This window comes from Lonepinella sp. BR2271 (assembly GCF_051851515.1).
GTDB lineage: Bacteria > Pseudomonadota > Gammaproteobacteria > Enterobacterales > Pasteurellaceae > Lonepinella.
On sequence record NZ_JBPDVF010000003.1, the window covers coordinates 37,713 to 54,028 of the forward strand.

The 16,316-nt window shown below is 42.7% G+C and carries 16 protein-coding genes and 1 tRNA gene; 8 read left to right on the forward strand and 9 right to left on the reverse strand.

The genetic code is table 11. The annotated features are described in order from the left end of the window. Positions 1–331 precede the first annotated feature (331 nt). Both ACTG7X_RS03395 and ACTG7X_RS03400 read left to right on the forward strand, forming a co-directional pair. Positions 332–2,623: a Tex family protein gene (locus ACTG7X_RS03395; protein ID WP_439257144.1), complete on the forward strand. Its 2,292-nt coding sequence runs from the start codon at positions 332–334 to the stop codon at positions 2,621–2,623. Between the two features lie 26 nt (positions 2,624–2,649). Next, positions 2,650–3,984, forward strand: coding sequence for a cation:proton antiporter (locus ACTG7X_RS03400; RefSeq protein ID WP_439257146.1), 1,335 nt, complete (start codon positions 2,650–2,652; stop codon positions 3,982–3,984). Positions 3,985–4,021: 37 nt separating this feature from the next. On the opposite strand, the gene def is transcribed toward ACTG7X_RS03400, so the two are convergent. From def to nanQ, 9 genes are all read right to left on the reverse strand, one after another. Further along, positions 4,022–4,537, reverse strand: coding sequence for a peptide deformylase (def, locus tag ACTG7X_RS03405; protein ID WP_439257147.1), 516 nt, complete (start codon positions 4,535–4,537; stop codon positions 4,022–4,024). A 146-nt stretch (positions 4,538–4,683) separates the two neighbouring features. After that, positions 4,684–5,133, reverse strand: a complete 450-nt coding sequence (rplI, locus tag ACTG7X_RS03410) for a 50S ribosomal protein L9 (protein ID WP_439257148.1) — start codon at positions 5,131–5,133, stop codon at positions 4,684–4,686. 17 nt (positions 5,134–5,150) lie between these two features. Beyond that, positions 5,151–5,378: a 30S ribosomal protein S18 gene (gene rpsR / locus ACTG7X_RS03415; protein ID WP_005759927.1), complete on the reverse strand. Its 228-nt coding sequence runs from the start codon at positions 5,376–5,378 to the stop codon at positions 5,151–5,153. A 12-nt stretch (positions 5,379–5,390) separates the two neighbouring features. After that, complete coding sequence (gene priB / locus ACTG7X_RS03420; protein WP_439257149.1) at positions 5,391–5,717, reverse strand: primosomal replication protein N; 327 nt, start codon at positions 5,715–5,717, stop codon at positions 5,391–5,393. After that, positions 5,704–6,084 (reverse strand): 30S ribosomal protein S6, encoded by a 381-nt coding sequence (rpsF, locus tag ACTG7X_RS03425; RefSeq protein WP_439239846.1) that lies wholly within the window; start codon positions 6,082–6,084, stop codon positions 5,704–5,706. Before rpsF ends, priB begins: the two co-directional genes overlap by 14 nt. Before the next feature lie 266 nt (positions 6,085–6,350). After that, positions 6,351–8,351, reverse strand: a complete 2,001-nt coding sequence (locus ACTG7X_RS03430) for an autotransporter outer membrane beta-barrel domain-containing protein (RefSeq protein WP_439257150.1) — start codon at positions 8,349–8,351, stop codon at positions 6,351–6,353. A 455-nt stretch (positions 8,352–8,806) separates the two neighbouring features. Next, complete coding sequence (locus ACTG7X_RS03435; RefSeq protein ID WP_439257151.1) at positions 8,807–8,959, reverse strand: hypothetical protein; 153 nt, start codon at positions 8,957–8,959, stop codon at positions 8,807–8,809. Continuing rightward, entirely contained in the window at positions 8,959–10,380 is a 1,422-nt protein-coding gene (gene mltF / locus ACTG7X_RS03440; protein WP_439257152.1) for a membrane-bound lytic murein transglycosylase MltF, read from the reverse strand. The genes ACTG7X_RS03435 and mltF overlap by 1 nt, the downstream gene beginning before the upstream one ends. A 7-nt stretch (positions 10,381–10,387) precedes the next feature. Then, positions 10,388–10,858, reverse strand: a complete 471-nt coding sequence (gene nanQ, locus ACTG7X_RS03445; RefSeq protein ID WP_439257153.1) for an N-acetylneuraminate anomerase — start codon at positions 10,856–10,858, stop codon at positions 10,388–10,390. 178 nt (positions 10,859–11,036) lie between these two features. Between nanQ and ACTG7X_RS03450 the strand changes: the two genes are divergently transcribed. The 6 genes from ACTG7X_RS03450 (at position 11,037) to ACTG7X_RS03475 (ending at position 16,316) form a co-directional block, all read left to right on the forward strand. Then, positions 11,037–11,113, forward strand: a tRNA-Ile gene (locus ACTG7X_RS03450). A 741-nt stretch (positions 11,114–11,854) separates the two neighbouring features. Beyond that, on the forward strand, positions 11,855–12,163 hold the full coding sequence (gene rsfS / locus ACTG7X_RS03455; RefSeq protein WP_439257154.1) for a ribosome silencing factor: 309 nt from the start codon (positions 11,855–11,857) through the stop codon (positions 12,161–12,163). Positions 12,164–12,191: 28 nt separating this feature from the next. Continuing rightward, the gene (gene rlmH, locus ACTG7X_RS03460; RefSeq protein WP_439257155.1) at positions 12,192–12,659 is read left to right on the forward strand and encodes a 23S rRNA (pseudouridine(1915)-N(3))-methyltransferase RlmH; all 468 of its coding nucleotides are present in this window, start codon (positions 12,192–12,194) and stop codon (positions 12,657–12,659) included. Positions 12,660–12,665: 6 nt separating this feature from the next. Further along, positions 12,666–14,651, forward strand: coding sequence for a penicillin-binding protein 2 (gene mrdA, locus ACTG7X_RS03465; RefSeq protein WP_439257156.1), 1,986 nt, complete (start codon positions 12,666–12,668; stop codon positions 14,649–14,651). Continuing rightward, a complete protein-coding gene (gene rodA, locus ACTG7X_RS03470; protein WP_439257157.1) occupies positions 14,648–15,769 on the forward strand; it encodes a rod shape-determining protein RodA in 1,122 nt (373 codons plus the stop codon). Before mrdA ends, rodA begins: the two co-directional genes overlap by 4 nt. 55 nt (positions 15,770–15,824) lie before the next feature. Continuing rightward, a complete protein-coding gene (locus ACTG7X_RS03475) occupies positions 15,825–16,316 on the forward strand; it encodes a septal ring lytic transglycosylase RlpA family protein (RefSeq protein ID WP_439257158.1) in 492 nt (163 codons plus the stop codon).

Consider the following 16,316-nt stretch of genomic DNA (forward strand, 5'->3'; position numbering starts at 1 on the left):
GTGAGTTTTAGTGGATTCTTTTTTATACTAACATTGTTTTTTTTGCACAATTGGCGATTGTTTGTTTGTCTATATTTTAACCACAAGAAGAACAGGATTGAGTGTGCTATCTAGCACGAAAGGCATGTCTGAACTCGCTGAAAAATTGGGGCGTGAGAGAGAACGTTTGTACAAAACCTTTTCTATTTCGCCAAAACTGGCACCACCTCTTTTAACTCACTCAACAACGCCAATCTAGATAAGCTCCAAGTGAATTAAAGGCTTTATTTTTCGCCCTAAAACCAGTATGCTATGCACAGTTTTGAATTGATTTATAACAAAGATGTAACAAATGTTAAACCAACAAATTTCCCAACTGATTGCTGACGAATTAAACGTTCGTCCGGCCCAAATTTTGGCTGCTATTCAACTCGTGGATGATGGCAATACGATTCCCTTTATTGCTCGTTATCGCAAAGAAGTTACGGGTGGGTTAGACGATACTCAATTACGCCATTTTGAAACTCGCTTGATTTACCTGCGGGAACTGGAAGATCGTCGCCAAACCATTTTAAAATCCATTGATGAACAAGGTAAACTCACTGACGAGCTACAACAACAAATTCAGCAAACCCAAAGCAAAACCGAGCTAGAAGATCTTTACCTCCCTTATAAACCCAAACGTCGCACCAAAGGCCAAATAGCCATTGAGGCGGGGCTTGAGCCGTTGGCAGAGTTATTATGGACAGAACCGAATCATGAGCCTGAAAGTACGGCGAGCCAGTTTGTTAATGCGGAGAAAGGCATTGCGGACAGCAAAACTGCATTAGATGGCGCAAAATATATTTTAATGGAACGCTTTGCGGAAGATGCCCAATTATTGGCGAAAGTACGTCAATATTTACAACAAAGTGCGGTGTTAATTTCCAAGGTTTTTGAGGGAAAAGAAAGCGAGGGCGCCAAATTCCAAGATTATTTTGATCATCAAGAGCTACTGAAAAATGTGCCATCACACCGCGCATTGGCTATGTTGCGTGGCCGTAATGAGGGGATTTTGCAACTCAGTTTAAATGCCGATCCTGATGCCGAGGAGGGTAGTCGTTCAAGCTATTGTGAGGAAATTATCCGTGAGCATTTAGGCGTGCGTTTCAATGCACAACCCGCCGACAAATGGCGTGAGCAAGTGATTGCATGGACATGGAAAATCAAAGTGGCGTTACATTTAGAAACCGAATTAATGGGCGCCTTGCGTGAAAAAGCGGAGGACGAGGCCATTGATGTTTTTGCCCGAAATTTAACCGCACTTTTAATGGCCGCACCGGCGGGAGCGAAAAATACCATGGGCTTAGACCCCGGGTTGCGTACGGGCGTGAAAGTTGCTGTGGTGGATAACACCGGTAAATTGTTAGATACGGCGACGATTTATCCACATACCGGTCAGATGGATAACGCATTAGTGACCTTGTTTAAATTAATCAAAACCCATCATGTAGAATTGATTGCCATTGGTAACGGTACCGCCTCACGAGAAACGGAACGTTTTGCTAAGGAAGTGATTAAACAAATACCGCAGGCACCGCAAATTGTGGTGGTGAGCGAGGCGGGGGCGTCGGTGTATTCGGCCTCGGAGTTGGCGGCACAAGAGTTTCCACAATTAGATGTGTCTTTACGTGGAGCGGTGTCTATCGCTCGTCGCTTGCAAGATCCTTTGGCGGAATTGGTGAAAATTGAACCCAAAGCCATTGGCGTGGGGCAGTATCAGCATGATGTGAACCAAGTGCAGTTAGCTCGCAAATTGGATGCGGTGGTGGAAGATTGTGTAAATGCCGTGGGCGTGGATTTAAACACGGCGTCTTCTGCATTGTTGGCTCGTGTTGCAGGTATGAGTAAAACCTTGGCACAAAATATCGTGGATTATCGTGATGAACATGGCCGTTTTGACAGCCGTTCAGCATTGAAAAAAGTACCACGTCTCGGGCCAAAAGCCTTTGAACAATGTGCGGGTTTTATGCGCATTAATAACGGTAAAAATCCGCTTGACGCCTCGGGGGTTCACCCTGAAACCTATGCGGTGGTAGAAAAAATCTTGCAAGCCACGGAACAATCAATTCAAGAATTAATGGGCAATGCCAGTGCGATTCGTCAGCTCGATCCGAAACAATTTACGGATGAACAATTTGGTTTGCCAACGGTGAAAGATATTTTCAAAGAATTAGAAAAACCGGGCCGTGACCCACGGGGTGAATTCAAAACCGCCACCTTTATGGAGGGTGTGGAGGACATCACCGATTTAAAAGCGGGCATGATTTTAGAGGGAACCATTACCAACGTGACTAATTTTGGTGCTTTTGTGGATATTGGCGTACATCAGGACGGATTGGTGCATATTTCCTCGTTGTCGGACAAATTTGTGGAAGATCCCCATCAAGTGGTGAAAACCGGTGATGTGGTGAAAGTCAAAGTGTTAGACGTGGACGTGGCACGTAAACGTATTGCGTTAACCATGCGGTTAGAAGAAAGTGCGGTGCAAAAAAACAAAAAAGATCCGAAAAATGACCGCACTTCAGCACCCAAACGCCAAGAACGTCAGTCTAGCTTTAGCAACAATGCCTTTGCAGATGCGTTGAAAGGCTGGAAAAAATAATTTTACTTTAATATTAAGGATAGTATATGGGTATTTACGCTTATATCTGTTTTTTGTTTGGCATTTCGATTTTATTGGCGTTCATCACCCATAAAATTAGCGACCGAGTGCAATCTACCATTGCCATTACGGCCTCTGCCATGGTGGGATCGTTGGTGTTATTGCTGTTAGGCTTTTTAGGCTGGTTGCGCTTAGATAACGTGGCTACCCATATTATGGAAGAACTGGATTTTAAAAACTTCTTGCTGAACGGTATGCTTGGCTTTTTGCTGTTTGCAGGGGCGTTAGGGATTAAATTGCCTTTAATGAAAGATCAACGTTGGGAAATTGCCACTTTCGCCTTATTCTCCACCTTATTTTCTACCCTGATGATTGGCGCGCTCATTTATTATGCGGCGAGTTTATTAGGTTGGCAGATTGATTTTATTTATTGTGTCGTGTTTGGTTCGTTAATTTCACCAACCGACCCGATTGCGGTGTTGGCGATCATCAAAAATTTGCGTGCGCCTAAACGTCTTTCCATGCAAGTCGAGGGCGAATCCTTGTTTAATGACGGGGTTGGCTTAGTGATTTTTACTACGGTGTTTGCCGTCGCCTTTGGTGGTCAAGAAGCCTCAGCCTCTGGTATTGCTACGCTGTTTTTACACGAAGCAGTGGGCGGGATTTTATTCGGGTTAATCACCGGTGCAGTGTCCCATTATTTAATTTCTGCCACTGATGACGGGAGCTTAGAAATTTTAATCACCCTCACTATTCCCACGACGGGCTTTATGGTCGCCAACTTTATGCACGTATCGGGTGCACTTGCTATGGTGGTATCGGGCATTTTGATTGGAAACTGGACTCGCCGTCATGGGTTTTCAGAACAAAGCCAACGTTATTTAGATCATTTTTGGGAAATGGTCGACCATTCGTTAAACTCCTTATTATTCTTGTTAATCGGCTTGGCTTTGCTATTGGTAGACTTCACTTGGGCCAGTTCTATCATGATGTTAATTGCTATTCCCGCGTGCTTATTGGCTCGTTATATCAGCGTTTGGGTGCCGTTCAAAGTCATGCAACGTTTCCGTCAATATAATCCCTACACGTTGAGAATCCTCACTTGGGGCGGTTTACGCGGTGGATTAGCCCTCGCTATGGCGCTGAGTATTCCAAGCCACGTGGCATTAATGACCGGTGATGATGTGGTGGTGGATGTGCGAGATTTAATTTTGTTAATGACCTATGCCGTGGTGACCTTTTCAATTTTGGTACAAGGTGTCACCATTGAGAAAATGATTGAACGCTCTAAACTGGTGGATCCAAAACGGCAAGCCTATGTTAAACTCGGTGCGGGCGATGATTATACGCCAGATGTCTAACCGAAAACCCCGTATGTCAATACGGGGTTTTTCTTCATTATCCATTGCCACGTGCAATTTGTTTTTGTAATTTGATCAGTTTTTCTTTAATGCGGTTACGTTTTAAAGGCGAAAGATAATCCACAAACAATATGCCATTTAAGTGATCAATTTCGTGTTGAATACAAATGGCTAATAAGCCGTCGGCTTCAAGGGTAAATGCTTCGCCTTGGCGATTAAAGGCTTTCACTTTCACTGTTTCTTTACGGGGAACTAAGCCACGAAAACCCGGAATCGATAAACAGCCTTCCTCAATACCGGTTTCGCCAGCGCTTTCCAGAATTTCAGGGTTAATCAAGACCAATTGATTGGCTTTATCGCCCTCAATATCAATGGTAATGACGCGTTGATGAACATTCACTTGGGTGGCAGCGAGGCCAATGCCTTCATGTTCGTACATGGTTTCAAACATGTTGTCGATAAAGGTTTGTAGATCATCATTGAATTCTGTCACTGGTTCGGCTAGGGTGCGGAGTTGTTCGTCGGGGTAAATTAATACGTTTAATAAGCTCATTATATTTCTCGGGTTAAAAAATAACGTGGCGGTATTTTACCAGAATTTACAAAAAAATAACGAAAAATAAACCGCAGTTCAGCGGTGATAACGTTGGCGTAACAAAAAACCCAGCCAAAGCCGGGTTTTTTAAAGCAATTTGCTAATTATTCAGCAACAACGATAACGTTTAATGCTGCGAATACTTCACCGTGAAGTTGGAAACGAACTTCGTGATCGCCAGTGGTACGTAATGGACCTGTTGATAAACGAACTTCTGATTTTTCAATTTTCACGCCGGCTGCTGTTACGGCTTCAGCCACATCACGTGTGGTGATAGAACCGAATAAACGACCGCCGTCACCGGCTTTAGAAACGATAGTTACGCTTTCTAATGCGGTGATTTGTGCTGCACGAGCTTGTGCTTCTGCTAGTTCAGCAGCGGCTTTGGCTTCAAATTCAGCACGACGTGCTTCAAAGTGTTCAATGTTAGCGGCGGTTGCCATCACTGCTTTCCCTTGTGGGATTAAGAAGTTACGTGCAAAACCTGATTTAACATTGACTTGATCACCCACTTTACCTAAGTGAGCAATTTTATCTAAAAGAATGACTTGCATTACCCTGTTCTCCTTGATTACTGATGATTGTCAGTGTATGGAAGTAACGCTAAATAGCGTGCGCGTTTGATTGCACGAGCTAGTTGACGTTGATACTTCGCACGAGTACCGGTAATACGGCTTGGGACAATTTTGCCGCTCTCTGTGATATAGTTCTTTAATGTTGCGATATCTTTATAATCGATTTCTACGACATTTTCCGCTGTGAAACGGCAGAACTTACGACGACGGAAATAACGTGCCATTTGGCTACTCTCCTAATCTATAAATTCGATTTGCTCGGCATGCAAAACTAATTGGCTTAAGCCGTTGGCTTGTTTGTGTGAGCTAATAAACCCCACCACCAATAATTTGCTACCGACCGTAATGCTTTGAGTATGTTGCATTAATTGATTGCCACTGATTTGGATTGGCATTTTGCACCATGCTTGACGTGGTAGTCCAGCTTCTTTTTGTTCAGAACGGTGTTCTAAATAAAAGCGGCAATGTTCAATTCCATTTGGGCTTTTTGATCGTTTGGGTAAATCCGCAACGGTGCCGATTAACGATAAACGATTATCAATGTTCAACTTACTCCTCAGCATCCTCAAAATCGTTGGTTTCAACTTCAGCTAAAGCTGGACGACGATCGTCTTTGGCTTTAACCATTGGGGACGCTTCTGTTACGGCGTGCTTAGTACGAATAACTACGTTACGAAGAATAGCGTCGTTGTAACGGAATGTTGTTTCTAGCTCGTCGATGACGTGTTGAGGCGCTTCTACATTCATCAGCACATAATGTGCTTTGTGTAATTTGTTAATTGGGTAAGCCAATTGGCGACGACCCCAATCTTCTAGGCGATGTACTTGACCGCCAGCTTCTGTGACAGAACCTGTGTAGCGTTCAATCATACCTGGTACTTGTTCGCTTTGGTCCGGATGAACCATAAAAACGATTTCGTAGTGACGCATTACTGCTCCTTACGGGTTAATCAGCCTCCGACGGTAAGACCAGTCACCAATCTTGCGGAAGCAAGGAACGAAAATAGGATGTGACTGTAAGGCGAGGATTATACCGATTTATTGGGAATATTCAAGTGAAAATTGTGGAAAAAACACCGCAGTTTTCGCTTTTTTAGGGGATTTCTGCTTTTTGTGCAAGATGGGAGAGGTGGCATTCACAAAAAAACGAAGACAGGTTTCCCCATCTTCGTTTGATTTGGAGGTTGATTGTGTGCTTACCAACTATAACGATACACTGCTTGTAGCGCTAATTTTTCATCTACTCGGTTACCGTTGGCGCGTTTTATTTCTAGACCAAAACGGTGGTTGCCGGTTTGGGCGTTTAGGCCGAGGGCGGTTTCAACACGGTTGCCACTAGAGGCAATATCATAGGTGCGTTTACCGATTTGGAAATCGCTGTTGCTGTTTTTCACGTGGATTGTGTTCACTTCAGCGTAAGGCTGTAAGTTGAAACTGCCAAAATCAAAGGCTTTCGCCACACGCAAACCTGCGCGGGTGTAAAGTGAAGAAGTCGCAGATTGTCCTTGGGTGGCTTGGGTTTTTAACCAAACTAATTGCGCGTTTGGTGTCACTGTCCAGCTGTCAAATTTAAAGCCTTTGCCAAGTTCGGTAGAAAGTTGGTAGCCGTTTAAATGATGGCTGTCCACACCGTCACTTTTCACTCTGACACGTTCATATTTGGCAATGTTATCCCAATATAAATCATTGTCGGTGTGTAAAGTGGCGTAAAGTCCGAGCATTTGGCTGTTCAATGTGCCTTCGCCGTAATCGCCGTTATAATCCACTTTAGAACGTGCGGTACCAATAAATCCACCCACTTGGACTAAATCATTAATCGCCGTATCCGCACCGATTTGTAAGCTGTAATAATTTTGAGTAAAGCCTGATGTGCGACTTTCGCTGTCGACGGCGGTGCTATCAAATTCTAAACGCGAATCGTAGTTGCGAACCCAAACATTGCTTTGTTTACCTTGTTTTAATTCGCCTAAACGGTCGTGAATACCCACTAAACTTTGTTCAAAGTGTAATAATTCCGCTTGACGGATAGAGGCTAAGGCATTGGAATATTCGCTCAACTCGCCGTAGCGGTTGCCGAAAACCCACTCGTTACCTTTTTGATAGACACGGTAACGATAGGCGCCTAAATCCTCGTATTTCAGACTAAGCCCAAAAGTGGCTGTGCTTGGTCCGTTGATGACTAAGAAAGGAACATGATGATTTGGATCATCTGGTACAGCGTCCGTGTTATTAATCACCACATTGAAATGTCCTTCCGATTTGTCGTTTAAAATAATTTTATCGCTCTTACGATTAATTAAATCAGTACTCACTTCAAAGGTGCCAGAGCCAGATAACTGATCCTGAACCCATAAGGTGTTGTACTCGTCATCACTGTCATCAAAAATTACGTTAGAATTGCCTTGCATATTTAATTCGCTTAAACCGCTGTTGTCAGTCACATTCCAAGTAGTATTGTCAAAGTTGAAGATCATTGGATAAACTTCAGTACCCAATGGTAACACATCACGAGATTGATAGTTATTTCCTAGCTGCGTATAGTCAAAACCAAGTGGATATCCCGTTTCTGCTGAAGTGAGTTGTGTCCGACCAGACAAAGTGCTTCCTATGGCATTTAGGGTATATTTATTTTGATCCGTGCTTGGTTCTACATAAATTAAATAACCGTTGGTTTTTACCGTGGTATTTTCAAGGGTTATTTCTCTTGTTGCATTCGAAGTTCTTGCATCGTAATCCGTCACTGCAAAACCGTTTTCAGCAGATAAGGAGCTATCTTTAATAATAACGTTTTTGCCTTCATCTTGCTCCGTTACCCAATCGTGTGCGATCCAACTATTTTCTCCGGTAAGATTAACTGTCAGATTATTCAATGTAGCCTCAAGAAATGATCTCGCAGATGAAATAGACAATCCAATCGCATTATTTTCATCACGAATAATGTTAATATTATCTGCTGTTATATTGGTATCTATGTTTTTGTACTGAACATCAAGATCTAAACTGGCTGGATAGGTTACGTCACCTGGGGTGTCAAAATTTCCAAAATTAGTATCGTGGATATGAAGTCGTCCAGTTCTCAAGTTTACAGCCCCCCTAATACTCTCTCCACTTGGGGTGCCTGTGATATTCACTGTACCACTTCCAAGATTTTTAATCATCACAAAAGTATCATACTTGTTATGAGAAGAGATCAGCATATTCACATCATTATTAGAGTATGATTCTACTTCAGGAAACTTGCTTGGGGATTGAGAATTTTGCGAAATAGTGACAATTGTCCCCGTTGGAGCGGTATCCTTAACATGTGGATACACATAAGTACTTTCTTCACAAGCGTCAGCAGGATTACATTCAACTTGCAGAGCAGAAAAAGCAGGCGTAGCAAAAAGACTTAAAAATAAAGGAGAGAATTTTAGCGAAAGGTTAGCTATGTTTGTTTGTTTGTTTGTTTGTTTGTTTGTTTGTTTGTTTGTTTGTTTGTTTGTTTGTTTGTTTGTTTGTTTGTTTGTTTGTTCATTTTTGTATCCTAATGAGTGAGATGTCAAGAGAAATTTTCTGAATTATATCGTTAGCCTGTACAATTTTCTAGCGAAATTTTTACATTCCGTGAGATCGTTTTTGTACTAAAGTGCGGTGTTATTTTCCCCTTTTTTTATTCTTCTTGTTGTGAATGGAAAACCAACGCATGACGCATTGCAATGCGGTGTTTCGCTTGTTTTAAGCGTCTAATTCGTTCCGTACGGCGAGTTTGCTCGGCAAAGGATTTTCGGCTTCTTTTTAGGTGTGATTTGTGTTTGATTGCCATTATTCTTCCCCTTCTGTTGTCGGTTGGATTGCCTGTTCGTTGGCTTGGTTTTCTTTGACACGGTGATAATTGATCAGGCTATTCATGTAACGCCGGACATTTTCCACATATTGAAACGCTTCATAACCCCGTGCATAACCGTATTTTAGACGAGTATAATAGCGTTTTTCGGCTAATAAGGGTAGATTTTTTTTCACCTCAAACCAGTTATCGGGATCGCCACCAAGATCTTTGGTTAAACGGCGTACATCAAGCAAATGCCCTAATCCCATATTATATCCCGCAAGGGCATACCAAATGCGGTCGTTTTGAGGAATGCTTTCTGGCATTTGGTTAATCAGCCAGTTTAAATAAGCGGAACCGGCTTTAATACTTTGTTCTGGATCGGTGCGGTCGGTAATTTTCCAGTAAGCGGCGGTGTCTTTGGTGAGCATCATCATACCACGAACCCCGGTAGGTGAAGTGGCGTCTTTATCCCAATGGGATTCTTGATAAGCCACCGCAGCGATTAACCGCCAATCTAGTTCCCCTTGATATTTCTCAAAAAGTGCGCTGTATTTGGGCAAAATTGTTTCTATGGCGTTGGTGTAAGAACGCATATCCACATAATTAAATTTGCGGAAATGATTGAAATATTTTTCCTCAATGTGTGCAATTAAGCCGTTTTCAATGGCATTGTGCATAAAATCCAACAATGCGGCTTGCAATTCATTATAGGAACTGTTGGGCAAATACCAATGCACCGTGGCTTCATCCGCCACATCAAAGGCCACCGCAATTTGTGGTTTCACTTGTTGTATGGCTGACACATCAAGGGAGTTGGCAATGGTGTAAGCAATTTTGCCATCCGCTACTTGCAACAACAACGCCTCTTGATTTTGTTTGTGATCAATGGACCAACGCAAGGCGGGAAAGCGGTCTTTTTTGCTTTGCAACAAACTGTCTAATTCATTACCGCCAGCGATCACTACTTCCTGTTGCAGTTTATCTAACCCGCTTGGTCGAGGTTGACCTTGGCGATAAACTAATTGCCACGAGGCAGAATGATAGGCAGGGCCAATTTGGAAGTGTTCGTTTTTTTGCGGTTGATACAGCAAATTGGCTGCCGCAACATCAATTTCATGTTGATTTAAGGCCTCAAACAGCGCCTCGCTGTTCTCTAAGGTGCGAATTTCTAATTGCACACCGAGATAGTCCGCAAAGGCTTTGCTCAGTTCATACTCTAAACCCGTTTCACCATTGGCATCAATAAAATAGGACACCGGATTATTGATGGTGCCCACCACAAGGGTTTTGCGCTGAATAATTTCTGCGTAATGATTGGATTCTGAGCGCATGATTTGTTGCCATGGGAACACCATATCAATGGCCCACAGTAACAATGCAAGGCTCGCAACAATACGTAGGAAGAGGCCTTTCATCTGAACCTTATAACAATTTGACTGGCACTTTCACCACTAATTTTTTCAATTTTGCCACTTTGCCGTCCACATTGACACAAGGTTTATGCGGTTCGTAAGGTAAAAAGACCACAAACATATTCGGGCGCATTAAAATGGTATTTTTATCCGCAAATTCGCTGGCGGTAACTTGGTAATCATCTTCTGCATTGTAGGGTTCGTATTGGGATAAATCGGGGCTAGCAATACCATATTCAATATTTTCAGCACCCTCGATTAACAGTTGCACATCAATATAGTCATGATGTAATTCCGCTTTTTTGCTTTCTGACGCACCCGTTTCAGGTGACATCACGTTCATATAAATGTCTGCGGTCAAATCGTGACGACCATTTTCTAAACTCGCCAAATCCAAGGTTTTTAAATGTTCGCAGACATCTACAATCACTTTTGGTAAACCACGAGCATAATCAGCATTGGTTAAACAACCCGTAAACATAACAATTCTCCTTAATGAGATAAAATAATCATTTTTTCACCGCACTTGAACAGTGCATGGTGAAATAATACTACAATCATTTGGCAATATGCTAAAAAATTCTGCAAATCCGCCAGAATATTTTTGAAAAACTAGACTTACATCAAAGTTTTGCATATAATCACCGCACTTCTCAACCGCCCCCATAGCTCAGTCGGTTAGAGCAGTCGACTCATAATCGATTGGTCACAGGTTCAAGTCCTGTTGGGGGCACCAGATTACGAAATCTAGACATTCGTTGCCATACTTACATTGAGAATTTCTTTCTTGTAATTCTTGTTTTATATTCACAATGTAGAGATCGACTAAAGCTATTTATCTAACGATAACGATCTTTGTTTTTCTTCTTATAAGAAAATAAATTCCTAGGTTTTTCTGTATAAGAATTTTTATCTCTGTTAAAAAACCAGAAAAAGAATACAAAATTTATACTCTGAAATAAAGACATCTTAATAGACCATATAAAGTGGTCTAGTGGAATCCTGAAATCAATGTCGGAAAAGCTAATGTCATTTCGGAAATAAAAAATAATCTTATAAACCCAAAATATAGGTAGACAGCAAAACATAAAACCACTAAAAAAGATCAAGAAAACGAACAACCACCTATTTCTCATTACATGCCACCTTAGTATACATATATTCAGATACTTCCCTTTCTTATTTTACTACTGGCCGATGTCGCATTCTATTGTTCAACTTGCTGAGTTGTTTTTTCCTGTGCATAAATATGAAAAAAGAAATGTAAAAATGAGAGAAAGCCAGTTAGTTAATATAAAAATGCCTTATTAGAAGAAAAGGAGTATAGAGATAATCTATACTAGGCAATAATGGTCGTCAAGTCATACGATAATTTAACCTAATGATCCAAGTCCTATTAGCGGGCACCAAACATTTCCTATCCTTTCAATCCTGTGTTAAAATTGCTCTCTTTTAAATAGCATATAGAAAATACAATATGAACTTAACCGATTTTTTAATTCATAAGTTAGATGACCTGAAAGCCACGGATATTCAAGCCATTGATGTGAGAAAGAAATCATCTATTACCGATGATATGATTATTTGCACCGGAACATCTAGTCGCCATGTAGCTTCACTCGCTCAAAAACTGATTGATGAAAGCAAACAAGCTGGCTTTGAAACCTTTGGCGAAGAGGGCAAAGCCACGGCTGATTGGGTGGTGGTGGATTTTGGCCAAGCCATGGTGCATATTATGCAAGCCGATAGCCGTGAACTTTATCAGCTTGAAAAACTTTGGGCGTAAAAATTAACCGAAAATTGACCGCACTTTTATGAAAATACAGCTCATTGCCGTGGGAACCAAAATGCCTGACTGGGTAAAAACCGGGTTTGAAGAATATCAACGCCGTTTTCCGAAAGATATGCCCTTTGAATTGGTGGAAATTGCTGCCGGTAAACGGGGTAAGAATGCCGATATTAAACGCATTTTGGAACAAGAGGGCAAAGCCATGCTCAATGCTTGTGGGAAAGGTAAGATTGTGACCTTGGATATTCCGGGCAAACCTTGGACCACGGCAGAATTGGCGCAGCAGTTAGAGAGTTGGAAAAATGATGGGCGTGATCTGTGCTTGTTAATTGGTGGGCCAGAGGGGCTGTCGCCAGAATGTAAAGCCGCAGCGGAACAAAGTTGGTCCTTATCGCCCTTAACCCTGCCTCATCCGTTGGTGCGAGTGGTGGTGGCCGAAAGCCTGTATCGGGCGTGGTCGCTGAGTACCAATCACCCTTATCACCGTGAATAAATGATTATGCGTTGGTTAACTCAATTATTTGCCACCTTATTTGCCAAACCTCGGCATGAACCGATCCGTGATAATCGTGCGGAGCGGAATCTATTTGTACGCCGTGCCTTGGTGGCATTTATCGGTACTTTGGTGTTGGCGGTGGTGTTGCTGACCAATCTATACCATTTGCAGGTGGTGGATTTTGATAAATATCAAACCCGCTCTAATGGTAATCGGATTAAATTATTACCTGTCGCCCCCACAAGAGGCTTGATTTATGACCGTAATGGCACCTTGTTAGCGGAAAATTTAACCTTTTTTGGGTTGTATATTGTGCCAGAAAAAGTGGAAGATTTAGACCGCACTTTTGAAGAATTACGCATGATTGTGGGGTTGACCGACGACGATATCGCCCAATTTAAAAAAGAACGTCGCCGTTCGACCCGTTACACGCCGATTTTATTAAAACCCAATTTAAACGAAGAACAAATTGCCCGTTTTGCCGTCAATCAATATAACTATCCGAGTGCCGACATTCGTCCGTATTTTAAACGCAATTATTTATACGGCGAGGCCATGACCCATATTCTAGGCTATGTGTCAAAAATTAACGATAAAGACGCCGAACGCCTGAAAAAAGAAGAAAAAGACGCCATGTATGCGGGGACTACGGACATTGGAAAATTGGGGATTGAACGTTATTATGAAGATGAATTACACGGCAAACCCGGTTATGAACAGGTGGAAATTAATAGCCGTGGTAAGGTGATTCGCAAACTCAGCGAACAACAACCGGTAGCGGGGAAAAGTATTCATCTCACCATTGATTTGCCGTTACAGCAATTTATTATGGAACGTTTAGGCAAACAAAAAGGCTCCGTGGTGGTGTTGGATCCGAAAGACAGCAGTATTTTAGCCATGGTATCCAGCCCGAGTTACGACAATAATTTATTTGTTGGCGGCATTTCAGGGGCGGATTATAAACGTTTATTAGAGGATGAAGATCGTCCGTTGTATAGTCGTGCGACACAGGGCGCTTATCCGCCCGCTTCCACCGTGAAACCCTTTGTGGCCGTGGCGGCATTAACGGAGAATGTGATCACCACCAGTACCACCGTGTCTGACCCCGGTTATTGGGTGTTGCCGAATACCACCAAGCGCTTTCGTGACTGGAAAAAATCGGGTCACGGCAACACCGATTTACAAAAAGCGATTACTGAATCTTCTGATACCTATTTCTATCAAGTGGCTTATAAATTAGGCATTGATCGCTTATCGGAATGGATGAAAAAGTTCGGTTTTGGCATGCCAACAGGCGTGGATATTAAAGAAGAAACCGCTGCCATTATGCCCGATCGGGAATGGAAACAAAAACGCTATAAAAAACCTTGGGTGATGGGCGATACCATTCCCGTGGGCATTGGTCAAGGTTATTGGACGGCCACGCCGTTACAATTAGCCAAAGCCTTGGCGGTGTTAATCAATAATGGGCGTGTGAATACCCCGCACTTAATGCAAGAAATTCATGGCTCTTTGGTGGAACCCTATAAAGATCCATTGTTGTATGAAGACATTAGCGAACCCACGGAGGGCGCTTGGGCGGCCGCCAAACGAGGCATGTATGGGGTTATTCATAGTGCCTCTGGCACGGGGCGCAAAGCCTTTGCGGGCGCTGCTTATGACGCCGCAGGAAAATCCGGTACCGCACAGGTGTTTAGCTTGAAAGAGGGGCAAAAATATGATGCTCATAATTTGAAAAAATTCTTGCACGACCACGCTTGGTTTATGGCCTATGCGCCTTATAACGAGCCCAAAGTGGTGGTGGCCATGATTCTTGAAAATGCCGGTGGGGGATCCAGTAATTCTGCGCCGATTGTACGCCAAATTATGGATTATTATTTATTGCAACGATTACCAAAACGTAATATTGCTCCAACTGACAACGTTGATAATGCGCTTGCCCCTGAAAGTGCGGTGCAAAAAAGTGAAGAAACAGAGATAACAGAATGAATGAAAAACCGGCGTTGATCCCCAATTTATGGGGCAAACTACACCTCGATTTTTGGCTACTCATTGGCTTGATTGTGATTTCAGGTTATGGTTTGCTTGTGCTTTATAGTGCCTCGGGTGGCAGTGAAACCATGTTCCGTAGTCGGGCGATTCAAGTGATTTTAGGCTTTGCGGTGATGTTCATTATGGCACAATTACCGCCAAGGTTTTACCAACAAATTGCGCCTATTTTGTATATTGCGGGGGTGATTTTATTGGTATTGGTGGATTTAATCGGCACCACCAGTAAAGGCGCACAACGTTGGCTCGATTTGGGCATTGTCCGTTTTCAACCCTCGGAGATCGTGAAATTAGCGGTGCCATTAATGGTGGCGGTGTATTTAGGCAATCGACAACAACCGATTAATTGGAAAGAAACCCTGATTGCCTTTGTGATGATTATTTTCCCGACCTTATTGGTGGCCATTCAGCCTGATTTAGGCACCTCGATTTTAGTCAGTGCGTCGGGCATTTTTGTGGTATTCTTAGCGGGCATGAGTTGGTGGATCATTCTGGCCGCCGTGTTAGGATTAGCCGCTTTTATTCCGATTATGTGGCTGTATTTAATGCACGATTATCAACGCACAAGGGTATTGACCTTGCTCGACCCTGAAAAAGATCCTTTAGGGGCGGGCTACCATATTTTGCAATCAAAAATTGCCATTGGTTCTGGCGGTATGTGGGGTAAAGGTTGGATGGAGGGTACTCAATCTCAGCTCGAATTTTTACCCGAACCTCATACCGACTTTATTTTTGCGGTATTAAGCGAAGAACATGGTTTAATTGGCGTGTTAATTTTATTGGCGATTTATTTTTTTATTATTAGCCGTGGATTAATCATTGGGGCGCAAGCGAAAAATGCCTTTGGGCGGATTTTAACGGGCGCCACGTTTTTAATTTTCTTTGTGTATATTTTTGTCAATATCGGTATGGTGAGTGGTATTTTGCCGGTGGTTGGTGTGCCATTACCGCTCGTGAGTTACGGCGGCACCTCCTTTGTGACATTAATGGCGGGGTTTGGTTTGGTGATGTCCATTCACACCCATAAAACAAAAAGTCTGTATGGGCAAGGGAACTAAATGACCATGTTAATACTCTATATAAATTGGGAATAATCCATTTGGGAACGTTATGATGAAATTAAAACTCTTATTAGCCATTTTCTTAGCGGCTTTTTTAACCGCCTGTACCTCCTCGGCGCAAGCAAGCAAAAGTCAACATACGGTGGCGGCAACATCTGCGCCTAAGGCACAACCAACGACAACGAATAAAACGCCAGTTTACACGCATAATGGTAAGCAATATGCCGTGGTCGAAAAAGCTGCTGTACAAAGGGGAAAAGCCAGTTATTACCATAAAAAATTTAATGGCCGTCACACGGCAAGTGGTGAAATTTATAGTGGGGCAAAATTGACGGCCGCCCACCGCACTTTGCCGTTTGGCACCCATGTGTTAGTGACCAATTTACGCAATAACCGTCAGGTGATCGTCAAAATCAATGATCGTGGGCCATTTAGTAAAACCAAAATTATTGATTTATCGACCTCGGCCGCCTCAAAATTGGGGATCATCACTGCAGGCATTGCCGATGTGAAAGTCGAAAAACTCCATCTTGTTCATAATTAA

Bases quoted from the DNA above. Each gene is read 5' to 3' on its own strand.
- ACTG7X_RS03395 (WP_439257144.1), top strand. From the start codon at position 332: ATGTTAAACCAACAAATTTCCCAACTGATTGCTGACGAATTAAACGTT.
- ACTG7X_RS03400 (WP_439257146.1), top strand. From the start codon at position 2,650: ATGGGTATTTACGCTTATATCTGTTTTTTGTTTGGCATTTCGATTTTA.
- def (WP_439257147.1), bottom strand. From the start codon at position 4,537: ATGAGCTTATTAAACGTATTAATTTACCCCGACGAACAACTCCGCACC.
- rplI (WP_439257148.1), bottom strand. From the start codon at position 5,133: ATGCAAGTCATTCTTTTAGATAAAATTGCTCACTTAGGTAAAGTGGGT.
- rpsR (WP_005759927.1), bottom strand. From the start codon at position 5,378: ATGGCACGTTATTTCCGTCGTCGTAAGTTCTGCCGTTTCACAGCGGAA.
- priB (WP_439257149.1), bottom strand. From the start codon at position 5,717: ATGCTGAGGAGTAAGTTGAACATTGATAATCGTTTATCGTTAATCGGC.
- rpsF (WP_439239846.1), bottom strand. From the start codon at position 6,084: ATGCGTCACTACGAAATCGTTTTTATGGTTCATCCGGACCAAAGCGAA.
- ACTG7X_RS03430 (WP_439257150.1), bottom strand. From the start codon at position 8,351: ATGCTGATCTCTTCTCATAACAAGTATGATACTTTTGTGATGATTAAA.
- ACTG7X_RS03435 (WP_439257151.1), bottom strand. From the start codon at position 8,959: ATGGCAATCAAACACAAATCACACCTAAAAAGAAGCCGAAAATCCTTT.
- mltF (WP_439257152.1), bottom strand. From the start codon at position 10,380: ATGAAAGGCCTCTTCCTACGTATTGTTGCGAGCCTTGCATTGTTACTG.
- nanQ (WP_439257153.1), bottom strand. From the start codon at position 10,858: ATGTTTACGGGTTGTTTAACCAATGCTGATTATGCTCGTGGTTTACCA.
- rsfS (WP_439257154.1), top strand. From the start codon at position 11,855: ATGAACTTAACCGATTTTTTAATTCATAAGTTAGATGACCTGAAAGCC.
- rlmH (WP_439257155.1), top strand. From the start codon at position 12,192: ATGAAAATACAGCTCATTGCCGTGGGAACCAAAATGCCTGACTGGGTA.
- mrdA (WP_439257156.1), top strand. From the start codon at position 12,666: ATGCGTTGGTTAACTCAATTATTTGCCACCTTATTTGCCAAACCTCGG.
- rodA (WP_439257157.1), top strand. From the start codon at position 14,648: ATGAATGAAAAACCGGCGTTGATCCCCAATTTATGGGGCAAACTACAC.
- ACTG7X_RS03475 (WP_439257158.1), top strand. From the start codon at position 15,825: ATGAAATTAAAACTCTTATTAGCCATTTTCTTAGCGGCTTTTTTAACC.